The sequence below is a fragment of the Bradyrhizobium sp. i1.15.2 genome (assembly GCF_040548425.1).
Classification (GTDB): domain Bacteria; phylum Pseudomonadota; class Alphaproteobacteria; order Rhizobiales; family Xanthobacteraceae; genus Bradyrhizobium; species Bradyrhizobium canariense.
The window spans coordinates 18,335-29,233 of the sequence record NZ_JBEPRQ010000047.1 but is presented as its reverse complement, the minus strand read 5'-3'; the positions used below and the strand labels follow the sequence as shown (position 1 = coordinate 29,233).

General features: G+C 60.9%; 9 protein-coding genes and 5 pseudogenes. 5 read left to right on the top strand and 9 right to left on the bottom strand.

The features are described 5' to 3' along the window. Nucleotides 1–95: 95 nt before the first annotated feature. A pseudogene (locus ABIB80_RS37900) lies at nucleotides 96–346 on the top strand (transposase); the annotation flags it as partial. Nucleotides 347–713: 367 nt separating this feature from the next. Then, on the top strand, nucleotides 714–1,088 hold the full coding sequence (locus ABIB80_RS37895; RefSeq protein ID WP_354129478.1) for a DUF4189 domain-containing protein: 375 nt from the start codon (nucleotides 714–716) through the stop codon (nucleotides 1,086–1,088). Nucleotides 1,089–1,387: 299 nt separating this feature from the next. Here ABIB80_RS37895 and ABIB80_RS37890 read toward each other — a convergent pair. Continuing rightward, nucleotides 1,388–1,577, bottom strand: a pseudogene (locus ABIB80_RS37890) (transposase); the annotation flags it as partial. Between ABIB80_RS37890 and trbK-alt the strand changes: the two are divergent. Together trbK-alt and ABIB80_RS37880 are read left to right on the top strand one after the other, a co-directional pair. Then, nucleotides 1,525–1,728, top strand: a pseudogene (trbK-alt, locus tag ABIB80_RS37885) (putative entry exclusion protein TrbK-alt); the annotation flags it as partial. The pseudogenes ABIB80_RS37890 and trbK-alt sit on opposite strands and share 53 nt — an antisense overlap. Nucleotides 1,729–1,825: 97 nt before the next feature. Then, a pseudogene (locus ABIB80_RS37880) lies at nucleotides 1,826–2,279 on the top strand (type IV secretion system protein); the annotation flags it as partial. A gap of 136 nt (nucleotides 2,280–2,415) precedes the next feature. Here the strand turns inward: ABIB80_RS37880 and ABIB80_RS37875 are convergent. The 8 genes and pseudogenes from ABIB80_RS37875 to ABIB80_RS37840 all read right to left on the bottom strand — a co-directional run bounded on the left by ABIB80_RS37875 (nucleotide 2,416) and on the right by ABIB80_RS37840 (nucleotide 8,959). Further along, a pseudogene (locus ABIB80_RS37875) lies at nucleotides 2,416–2,891 on the bottom strand (DUF1045 domain-containing protein). Nucleotides 2,892–3,144: 253 nt separating this feature from the next. Beyond that, entirely contained in the window at nucleotides 3,145–3,879 is a 735-nt protein-coding gene (phnL, locus tag ABIB80_RS37870; RefSeq protein ID WP_354129477.1) for a phosphonate C-P lyase system protein PhnL, read from the bottom strand. Nucleotides 3,880–3,892: 13 nt separating this feature from the next. Further along, nucleotides 3,893–4,672 (bottom strand): phosphonate C-P lyase system protein PhnK, encoded by a 780-nt coding sequence (gene phnK, locus ABIB80_RS37865; RefSeq protein WP_354129476.1) that lies wholly within the window; start codon nucleotides 4,670–4,672, stop codon nucleotides 3,893–3,895. Further along, nucleotides 4,669–5,535: an alpha-D-ribose 1-methylphosphonate 5-phosphate C-P-lyase PhnJ gene (locus ABIB80_RS37860; RefSeq protein WP_502918777.1), complete on the bottom strand. Its 867-nt coding sequence runs from the start codon at nucleotides 5,533–5,535 to the stop codon at nucleotides 4,669–4,671. Before ABIB80_RS37860 ends, phnK begins: the two co-directional genes overlap by 4 nt. Beyond that, nucleotides 5,525–6,718, bottom strand: a complete 1,194-nt coding sequence (locus tag ABIB80_RS37855) for a carbon-phosphorus lyase complex subunit (protein WP_354129475.1) — start codon at nucleotides 6,716–6,718, stop codon at nucleotides 5,525–5,527. Before ABIB80_RS37855 ends, ABIB80_RS37860 begins: the two co-directional genes overlap by 11 nt. Beyond that, nucleotides 6,715–7,311, bottom strand: a complete 597-nt coding sequence (gene phnH / locus ABIB80_RS37850) for a phosphonate C-P lyase system protein PhnH (protein WP_354129474.1) — start codon at nucleotides 7,309–7,311, stop codon at nucleotides 6,715–6,717. The genes ABIB80_RS37855 and phnH overlap by 4 nt, the downstream gene beginning before the upstream one ends. Continuing rightward, on the bottom strand, nucleotides 7,301–7,774 hold the full coding sequence (gene phnG, locus ABIB80_RS37845; protein ID WP_354129473.1) for a phosphonate C-P lyase system protein PhnG: 474 nt from the start codon (nucleotides 7,772–7,774) through the stop codon (nucleotides 7,301–7,303). The genes phnH and phnG overlap by 11 nt, the downstream gene beginning before the upstream one ends. Before the next feature lie 15 nt (nucleotides 7,775–7,789). Then, complete coding sequence (locus ABIB80_RS37840) at nucleotides 7,790–8,959, bottom strand: alpha-D-ribose 1-methylphosphonate 5-triphosphate diphosphatase (protein ID WP_354129472.1); 1,170 nt, start codon at nucleotides 8,957–8,959, stop codon at nucleotides 7,790–7,792. A 356-nt stretch (nucleotides 8,960–9,315) separates the two neighbouring features. Here ABIB80_RS37840 and ABIB80_RS37835 point away from each other — a divergent pair, with 356 nt between their 5' ends. Further along, the gene (locus ABIB80_RS37835; protein WP_354129471.1) at nucleotides 9,316–10,587 is read left to right on the top strand and encodes an extracellular solute-binding protein; all 1,272 of its coding nucleotides are present in this window, start codon (nucleotides 9,316–9,318) and stop codon (nucleotides 10,585–10,587) included. Nucleotides 10,588–10,899 lie beyond the last annotated feature (312 nt).

Sequence of the window (10,899 nt, the reverse complement as noted above, 5' to 3'; positions counted from 1 at the left end):
TCCGGCCGCCTTCGTCGGAACAGGTGGCCGCCTTCGATCGGAATGCATGGTCGCGTTCAATCGGAATCCCTGGCCGCAATCCCCGGAATCCGCACAAAGGGTACGACGGCGACAACCTTCGGCCGAAATCGCTGGTCGCGGCGCCAAGCCCGTCATTCCCAATAAATCCAACCGTGTCGTCATTCATCATTTCAACAAACGCGCCTACGGAGGCCGAAATGTCATCGAACGCTGCTTTTGCCGGCTCAAGGACTTCCGCCGCATCGCCACATGATACGACAAGCTCGCCCGGAATTTCTTGGCCGCTGTTCAGCTCGCCGCTCTCGTCGCATATTGGCTCAATTGAGTCTGTACCCTGCTTTGCTGTAAGCGGGGCGAGACCGTGAAATCCTCTTGCAGCTGTTGGCGGTAGCCCGCCGCAAGTCTCCCAGGCGCCGCGCGCATTGCCAAAAAGGAATTGCCTTCAACCCGGATCAAGTCCGTGGGGCAAGGTCCGGATGCGTCAGCCCCTCGATCCTTGTCGGCTTTCTGACGGCGGTGCACAAAGCTGTGAGATTCAAAACACGGTGCGCCGTTTGCGTATCGCGAACTGTTTCAAAGCACAATCAGGCGCTTAGTGCGCGCGAGGAGCGCTGGCACGGCCCTTGCTGTATCTCGCCGTAGGGCAATAGGCGCCAATCGGTGCGATGCTCAAATCCAAATGGAGAAAGTGAATGCGTAAACTAACAATCGGCGTCCTCGCGCTGTTCATTTCAAACACTACCGCGTTCGCCGGCTCCGGGGCCATCGCGTACTCTAAACCAGATGACGTGGTCGGTGTCTCGCACGGGTGTAGATCACAAAGGGGCGCTAAACGATGGGCCCTGCTCGACTGTCGCCGCAACGGCGGCTCGGATTGCCAAATCGAAGCTTACGAAAACAACGCTTGCGCCGCCGTTGCCACAGGCAATGGACGCGGGCTGGGACGTGCGTGGTGGTCCCACCCATTTGGTGAAATTGAAGAGGAGCTATCGCAGCAAGGTGCGGTGGCCGGATGCAATGAGACCGGCGATGAGGACTGCAAGCTGCGGGCCTGGGTTTGCCACTAAGGCCCATCAGTAAGCCAAGGCCCTAAGCAAGGAGGTCAGGCGTACCCAAATTCGCCGCAGACATATCCAGCCGAACCCCGCGACTGAAGAGAGTTCTGTGCGTCAAGTTCAGTAAAATCGATCATGGGATCCGGCCGAGCCATCCCCTCCGAGCCGCCGTCGCTCGCCTCACCCAGAAGCGCAGCAGGCGAGCGACGGCGGCGGAGAGGGGTGGCGTCCATCCCTTTGGGGCTCGAGCATCGTCAGGCCGCCTGGCGTAACGCCTCCTTCTTGTGGTCCTTCAACAGATCCATGTTCAGCTAGCGACGGTCATCGAGCCAAGGCTCATGGCGATTCGACGGTCAACGCACGGACGAGCCGTAGACAGCTCTCGCCATGGGGGAAGATACGCACCACATAGGTGCGTCGCCTGATCTCCTCGTTGAGCCGCTCCAGCATGTTGGTTGACTTCATGTGCTTGCGGTGTGCCGGCGGCAGGCGGAAGTGGGTGTCCGCCATCCATCGCAGTCCCGCGCCACAACCTAGATCCGACGCTCCTGCTGTCTCCACGCCCGACGATCTCTCGGCCGAGCTGCGCCGCTGCCGCGCGCTTGGCCCCCAGGATGCCGAAGATCCGCATTGCCAGGCGGTCTGGGACGAGAACCGCGCGCGCTTGTTAGGCAGGCCGGCGCGGCCCGTGCCGCAACAGGCCGCGCCAGCCACACCCTCGACGACGAACGCTGCGGAGGGAGATAACGATGCACAATGTCGGCGTCATCGACACCTTCCTCAACACCTTCACGACCTATATCGATTCAGGCTTCGGCCTGATCCAAGGCGAGATCACTTCTCTCGCCTCGACGCTGATCGTCATCGACATCACCTTGGCCGGCCGTTCTGGGCGTGGGGCGCCGACGAAGGCATCCTCCAGCGGCTGGTGAAGAAGACGCTCTACATCGGACTCTTCGCCCTCAACACCTTCTCGGGCGTCATGTTCAAGAGCTTCGCCGGCCTTGGCCTGAAGGCCGGCGGCTCCTCCATCTGACAGCCGATTTCCTGGGGCCCGGCCGGCTCGCGCAGGTCGGTCTCGACGCGCGGCACCCACTGCTGGACACCGCAAGCCAGATGATGGGCTTCGCCAGCTTCTTTGCAGTTGCGGTGCTGATGGTGTCCTGGCTCCTGGTCGTGATCGCCTTCTTCATTCTGGCGGTGCCGTCGGCATCGGCACCGGACTGTCTCGCAGTTCACCACCACCTGTGGCGGTGGCCAGCCGACGATCGAGCAGGCGCTTCTGTCGTGCTCGCCGCACAGCCATGCTCGACCCCGGCGCCCGGCGGAGGTCATGATCTCATACCGCCTCCTTGAGGAGGCTGCGGCTCCTCAAGGTAGATTGCGACCGGACGACAAAGTCCGCGCCCGAATGTATCTGAACAAAGAGGGAAAGAGCATTGATGCTGTAGTCTTCGGAGAGCAAGGTCCCGAAGACCGTATCCAACTCCCGCCGCACTTCAGGCTGGCTCTTGGCGAGAACGAAATCGGTCAGGGTCATGTGGAAGCGGAAGTGATCGAAAACGTACGGGTAGCCCCATCGCACAAGATGGGTCGTCTCGACCTCGTTGAGCGGACTGCACAAACATCGTTGAAACTCGTCCGGACTCGCCGGCGCTCGAAACAGTCGAACTCTTCGACGATGCAAGAGGCAACGCCCTGCAACGTGGAAGTCGGGTTCACAGGAATTAGCGCAAAGACGCCACCCAGCAGATCGATTTTCGGAGGACCGATCGGCATGAAGGCCAAGCTGTCACGAACGCGGAGCGACCGCACCAATTCCTCGACGGAATACCCCTCCTTCAGCTGGAACGGCGCCTTGAGCGTCGCGTGGAAGCCGGAGCGGCGGAGCGCAGTGGTAAGAGCACCGCGAATTTGGTTCGTAGTAGCAGCCTCGAGTCCAGCCGACGCCACGGGCGAGCATCCGCAAAGGCGTCGCGCCCAAGCCACGTTCTCGCTGTTACCGTCAGCGGGTGTTCCGGAGCCGGTGTGTAGTAGATCGCCTAGTGGGGCGAGGACGGTTCGGGCATTATGCGACAGGTTCCACTGCTGTCACGTTGCGCCGAGACTTACAAACGGACGACTGGCCCACTTTGAACAGGCGGTCGGCCACAGCCTCGCGCACTTCCTCATCATGGAAAATGCCGACAATGGCGGCTCCACGGGCCTTAGCCTCGTTGATCAGCTCGACCACACTCTGGCGGTTGGCGCCGTCGAGCGAGGCTGTCGGCTCATCGAGAAGCAGGACCGGGTAGTTGACCATGAAGCCTCGTGCGATGTTGACGCGCTGCTGTTCGCCCCCCGAGAAGGTGGCGGGCGCCAGCGACCAGAGTCGCTTGGTGATGTTGAGGCGGGCAAGCAGCGCCTCCGCCTTGGCATGTGATGCATCTGCTGGAATACCAATGGCGATCGCTGGCTCGGTGACGATGTCAATGGTGGCGACGCGGGGGATGACGCGTAGGAATTGGCTGACATAGCCGATTGTGCGGCGCCGCACCTCGATCACTTCCCAAGGCTCGGCGTCGACGAGGTCGATGGAGTCGTCTCCGTGTTGCACGACGACGTGCCCGGCGTCCGGCTTGTAATTGGCATACAACGAGCGCAGCAACGTCGACTTGCCCGCCCCGGACGGCCCGTGTAGGCAGACGCACTCTCCTGCGCGGACCTCGAGTGAGACGTCGTCGAAAACGGCGATCTCTGCGCCGCCCTGAGTATGAAGCGTGAAGGTCTTGCAAAGGCCGCCGACGCTGAGGAGGATGGTCATGACCGGCCTTTCCTTAGACCTGCAGGATGGAGGAGACGAGCAGTTGCGTATATGGGTGGTGAGGATCATCGAGCACTTGGTCGGTGAGTCCCTCCTCGATCACTCGACCGCACTGCATCACCATCAACCGATCAGCGAGCAGACGCGCAACGCCGATATCGTGAGTGACGACAACGACGGCGATACCAAGTTCGCGGACAAGGCTGCGCAGCAGGTCAAGGAGCTTTGCCTGGACCGAGACATCGAGGCCACCGGTCGGCTCGTCCATCAGCACGAGGCGAGGGTGGGTAGCGAGTCCCCGGGCGATCTGCAGCCGCTGCTGCATGCCGCCGGAGAAGATTTCGGGCAGGTCGTCGATGCGCCGACCCTCGATATCGACCTTATCAAGCCATTCCAGTGCCGTCGCGCGTAAGGAGCCGTAGTGGCGGCCGCTGGCGGCCATCAGAGGCTCTGCGATATTGCCGCCGGCGCTGATATCAATGCGCAATCCGTCGCGCGGGTTCTGGTGAATGAGTGAAATCGTCGTTGGCAGGAATTGCTCGCGCGAGGCTTCGTCCATCGCCCAGAGATCGACGACGTGGTCATCGGAGGCAATCAGCACTTTGCCATCATCCGGCTCGATGCAGCCCGCAAGACAGCGGAGCAGCGTCGACTTGCCCGAGCCGCTCTCTCCGACAATGCCGAGAACCTCGCCCTGACGCAGCGAGAACGATACCGCGCTGCAAGCCGGAACGCGCCCAAAGGTCTTGGACAGGTGCTTCACCCGAAGAATTTCCCTCACCTTCGGTTTCATGATGCGGTCCTTTCGTCGCGCCGCTCGGCGCAATAGGCGGTGTCCGAGCAAACAAAGGCCCGGGTGCCGCGATCATCGAGGAGGATCTCGTCGAGATAGCTGTCCTGCGCGCCGCAAAGTGAGCAGCACGCCTCGAAGTGTTGCACTGTGAAAGGATGGTCAGCAAAATCGAGACTTTTGACATCGGTGAAAGGTGGGATCGCATGGATACGCCGCTCGCGGCCCGCGCCGAAGAGGGCCAGCGCGCGGCTGCGGTGAAGCTTCGGATTGTCGAATTTCGGGATCGGCGATGGCGAGGCGAGATAGCGTCCATTCACCATAACCGGATAATCAGCCGACATCGCAACATGGCCAAGCCGAGAAATATCTTCATACAGCCGGACATACATAATGCCGTAGCGGCCGAAAGCGTGGATTTTCCGCGCGACGGCCTCATGCGGAATGAATCGCCGCAACGCTTCGGGCTGCGGCACCTGGAAGACGATGATCTGGTCCTCGGTGAGCGCCCGCTCAGGAATACGATGACGCGTCTGAATCACCGTTGCGTCGCCAGTACGCTCGGTCGTAGCAACATCGGCGACATGGGCGAAGAAGCGGCGAATCGAGACGGCGTTGGTAGTGTCGTCCGCGCCTTGATCAATTACCTTTAGCACATCGTCCCGGCCAAGGATGCTCGCGGTAACCTGGAGTCCGCCAGTGCCCCAACCCGGGGGAAGCGGCATTTCACGGCTGCCGAACGGCACTTGATAGCCAGGCACGGCCACCGCCTTCAGGATCGCACGCCGAATCATTCGTTTCGTCATCTCGTCGAGATAGGCAAAACTGTAGACACTGCTGTCGTCGAATGTGAAGTCAGTCTCCACTGAGAGCCTCCGCGATCATGTCTGGCCCGGGAGTGGGTTTTAGGCTGGGGTTTGCATGTCGTTCCGCATGGTCCGCGCGCATCTGGCCGAGCAGCTGCATCTCGGCTTGGAAATCGACGTAGTGGGGCAGCTTTAGGTGCTGCACCAACCCGGATGCCGCCACGCTATCGCAATGAGAGAGGACAAATTCGTCGTCTTGTCCCGGGTAAGCAGCCGTCTCACCCAGTTCGGCGGACCGCAGCGACCTGTCGAGGATGGCCATCGAGAGCGCTTTGCGTTCACTATGGCCAAAGACGAGGCCGTAACCGCGCGTGTAGCGAGGCGGCAGCGCACCGTCACTGGTCGTCAGATGCACGGTTTGGCATTCGGTAAGGCAGATCGTCCCAATGCCAACAGGTATGTTGAGCTCAGGAATGGTCAGGACAATCCCAACGTCACCGCAGCGTAGTTCGGCAACAAACGGATGGTTACGCCCGTAGCCACGCATCGTGGAATAGCAGAGGCCCATCAGGAAACCCTCATCCCCGCGGGCCAAGCTCTGCAGCCGCTGGTCCCGTGTGGAGGGAAACTCCACCGGATCGCGGGTAATGTCGGCAACCTTCGACTGCCCGTCAGGGCGGGCGTCCTCGACGATATCGGCCAGCGCGAGGACGCCGCAATCTTTTGTCAAAGCATGAGCCGCTGAATGGGGTCCCCGCTCTGGAGCGTCGTCTTCGGCTTCCTTTTCATACCGACTTTCACCTTCGCCTGCGAGATCGGAAAGATCGTCGCTGCTTGCTCGCAAAAGAGCGATATCAAGGATCCGCTGGGTATAGTCATAAGTCGGCCCGAGGAGTTGGCCGCCCGGCACGTCCTTGTGGGTTGTCGCGATGCGTCGGCGTACCACCATCGCCGCGGGGTCGACCGGTTCGGCGTAGCCGAACCGGGTGAGCGTGGTCCGGAAAGCGCGCAACAGGTAGACCGCCTCGGTGAGGTCGCCCTCGGACTGCTTGATCGCCAGCGCCGCCAAGTCCGGGTCGTAGAGCGAGCCCTCGCTCATGACTCGGTCGACGGCGAGTGACAATTGCTCGCGGATCTGGTCGACGCCGAGGTCGGCAATCGCCGGATTGCCACGGCGGCGCTTGGCGAGGAGACGGTGCGAAGCAGCGATGGCGGCTTCGCCACCCTTGATCGAGGTGATCATGGTTCCTCGGCTTTTGTGGAGCGCGGCAGGCCGACAACGGCGAGGTCGTCGGTGAGGAATATGTCGACGCCGAGCGGATAGCGAGCGGCATTCTCGCGCCAGGACGGCCAAAACCAGTCCGGCAGGCCACGAGGCGCGAAGCTGGTCGTGGTCTCGATTCCGGGCCCGGAAAGACGCACGACGGGCCCGCCGGCGAGCGAAGGCACTTGCAGCAGAAGCGTCGTCGAACGGTCAGGATAGGTAGCCACACCCGGATGGAAGCTGCCCAATCCCGGCATCCGGCCAACATCGCCGATCAGCGCACAGGTCGCAATTCTCGGATCACTGACTTGTGGCGCGTTTGTATGGAAATGGAGATAGCGCCGCACCGAATCCCGCGAGAGCGCCGGGTCGAGCCAGATCGAACAATCGGGGTCGATGAGCGTGAGCGCGATAGCGGCGAGCGGCCCGCTCATCGGCTGAGGCGGCTGGGCGGGGCCGGGAAACGAAACCGGTGTGCCGGGCCGCGACAGCGCTGTCAGCAGTCGGCGGAAAGCTGACTGCGCATCGTGAACGGGATCGCGGAATGCAGGCGGGATCAGATCAGCCGTCATTCGCCATGTCTCCCTGGCCCAGCATGAAGAAATCGACCTTGCTCCGTTGGGCCTCGCGCCGGATCGCCCGCTCTGCTTGGCGCACGCAGCGATCAATCGCGGCAATGATCGGGCCGATCTCGCCCGCCCCGGTAGCTTGGTCGCGCTGCATCAGTCCATCGAACACGGCGGCGAGTGCCGCGTGGCGCTTGTTGCGGCCGAGCACGTAGCCAATGCCAATCTCGCCAGTCTCGATCTGGAGCGTACAGCGCGTCACAGTCGCCTCGCCGATATTGAACACAGTGCCGGTGCGCCCGACGGCCCCCCGCAGCATCGCTGCACCACATTCGGGACGCCGTATCCACTGGAATTTTGGCCGAGCGACCGCCGCCCAGTGACGGTCCAGTTCTGCAATCGGTGCTTTGGCAAGCAACGTCATCCAGTTTTGGCGGCTATATTGATGGTGCGTCACTGAGATATTCATGTGTCTCGGATCAACTCACAGCGCTTGACGTCCGGCCGTCCAGACCCCTCGGACGACAGGACCGGCTCGGTCGGCTACGCGGATGAGGTCGGCGCGCTTGCCCACAGCGATCTCGCCGCGATCGAGAAGGCCGAAGGTTTCCGCTGGCCGCTGGCTTCCGAGTGCAACGGCCTCAGGAAGCGTTAGCCCCCCGGATTGACTCGCTAAGTACCAAATGCCGCGCAGAATGCTGGCGGGGATGTAGTCTGAGCAGATGATGTCAATGAGGCCGTCCTGCGCGAGCTCCCGCACCGAGACGTTCCCAATATGTGACCGCCCGGCGACGAGGTTCGGTCCCCCAACGATGATCGTCATGCCCGCGGTGCGGGCGGCTTTCGCCGCCTCCAGAGTGATTGGAAATTCGGAAATGACGAGACCGTATCCGACCGCTTCCGTGATATGGGCAAGAGTGGTGTCATCGTGGCTAGCGAAAGGTACACCGCGCGCGCGACAGTGTGCGACGAGGCGGCGCCGATTTTCTTCCGTGCAGTCCTCTGTGGTCGCGACGGCGGCAATCGCTGCCTCGATCTCCGCCGCCGGCGTATTTTTGCGACGTTCTAGATGGCGGAAGCGCTCCGGGTCCCGCCGCGGCCCGTCATCCATGATGGTCACGAATCGAAGTTCGGGCTGGTCGGCATATTCAAGGAAAAGTTCAATGAGGTCGTGCTCGCGGGCGTCGCAGCGCAGGTGAAGCGCGTGGTCAGCCCTAAGCAGGCCGTGACGGCGCGCCTTCCCAAGCCCCTTGAGCATCAGAGGCAGCAGGCGCCGTCGCTCCGGGTTGCCCACCGCTCCAACGATCACGGAATCGAACACAGTGGTCGTCCCAGCCGCGCAGACCTGAACGTCATGAGCAATCGCCGCACCCAAGGGGTCCCAAGTCATGCCGGCGCGCGGGAGAATCTGCTTTTCGAGGTGGTCGGTATGGACGTCAATCAAACCGGGCAGCAGATGATCGCCTTCAAAGTCGAGGGCGCCCCACGCAGTGGTATTGGCTGTCGAAATATCAGCTATCGCGCCGTCAACGATCTGGACCGTTCCTTTGAAACAGGTCGACCGGGTCACGATCTTGGCGTTGGTCAGGACAACCTCGCGGGATTGATGAATAGTTTGTGGAACTTGACTCAGCGTACCGATCGATTGACCCATCAGAGGACGCCTCTTTCTTGCTTTTAAACCCGCTTGAGTTCTATCAGCAGTCAAAGGCGCAGTGAGAGACAGCGCGATGACAAATCGTGTGACTTTGATGGAATTGTACAATGTCCTCAATCGAAAGGCGCTGTCCCAAAAAACGTTCGACCAGGCCACTTCGGTTTCGTCGCCAACGTGAATGAGCAGTAAGGTCCCGGATGGTTCTTTCCGAAGGTACAAGTGGCGATGTGATTCCTATTCTGTCAATTCAGCTTCATCTGGCCCGCTTAGTCGGAGCATGTCGAGCACATTGCCGTTCCGGGCACTCCTATTCGGCTCCGGCATGAACCGTCTCCGCTTCAAGGCAGGTTGTCATGATGAAAATGATGTTTTCAGTAATACCAGCCATCGCTGCCGCCTTTATCGGGGTGACCGCAGCCCATGCCGATCCGGTCACACTGAGGGTGGGCTATGCCTTTCCGGCCCGCGACGGCCTCTTCCGCCAGCCGATTGTCGAGCGGTTCATGCAACAGAACCCCGACATACGAATCGTCACGGAAGCCAACGCCGCCGACTGTCCGGCCCTGTTGCAGCAACTATTGAGGGCGGCGGTCACCGGGGATCTGCCAGACGTCGTTGCCTCGCTTTGCTATCCGGATATGCCGGTCCTTGCTGAGCGAGGACTGCTCGTACCACTCGACAGCTTTCTTGCCGCTGACCCGCTATGGGCCGCGGTCGGTGTGAGGCCAGAGGCGCTCGCCGCGACGCAATGGAAAGGCAAGACGATCGCCCTTCCGGAATCAGTATCGACGAGCGTTGTTTACTACAACATGGACGTCATTCGTAAAGTGCGTTTGAATCTCTCAAACTTGGATCTTTCTTGGGACGATATCCTGTCGCTCGCCGACAACATCCGCACGTCGATCCCTACACTTGTTCCGATCTTCTTTGAGTATTATCCCGACAGTTACAATTGGTCGTTCCACGCGCTGGTATATAGCCATGGTGGCGACGTGTTCACACCCGACGGAAAGATCGCCTTCGACGGCGCTGCCGGGCAGGCCGCCTTGCAGTTGATGCGCCGCTTCGGTGAGACTGGCATGGTCGACATGACCACCGAACAGGCGCGCCAAGCCTTTGCCTCGGGCAAAATCGGCATTTATGTCGCCTCCAGTTCGCGCCTGGAACAATTGACCGCCAACCTTGGATCTACGCGCGACATCCGCACCGGTCCGTTCCCGCACTCGGCTGCCGGCGGCAGGATGCCCTCGGGTGGCAGCGGACTGGCGATCATGACTCGCGATCCAGCGAAACAGCGAGCGGCGTGGGAATACCTGAAATTCGCTCTCGGCGCAGAGGCGCAAACGCTGATGGTATCGAAGACCGGATTGACGCCGGTCAACTCGATTGCGGTCAGGGACCCGAAATACCTTAGCGACTATTACAAATCGAAACCGAACGCCCTCGCTGGCCTTGCCGGGCTCGCCCGGATAAAGAGCGTGAATGTCTATCCCGGCGACAACGGGCCCCGCATCACCGCCGTCATTCGAGATCACCTGCAAAGTGTCGTGACGCTGAAACAGACACCGGACGGCGCGCTCGTCGACATGATCCGCGATGTCCAAAAGCTCTTGCCGAAGCGTTGAAGTTTCTGTTTGGTTCGGCGCCATTACGGGTGGGGAGAGCGATCAATCATTCTTCGGAAGCTCGTCGCTGTTTCCCAAAATCTTCATCAGAGCAAATTCTCCTGCGCTCGACGGTGACGAGAGGAATTCATTCTCGCGAGCTGCCGACCAGCTAGCTGACTGTCATTCAGGGTTGGCAGAATTTCCAGTCTGCTGTCTCGATTGCAAGGTGCTATCACGGAGATGGGTGCATAATCGTGCACCTATGTCATCTTGGCATCGCATTGCCCAAGTGCAGTTGAATATGGTGTGGCGGCTCGTTGACTGAGCCTG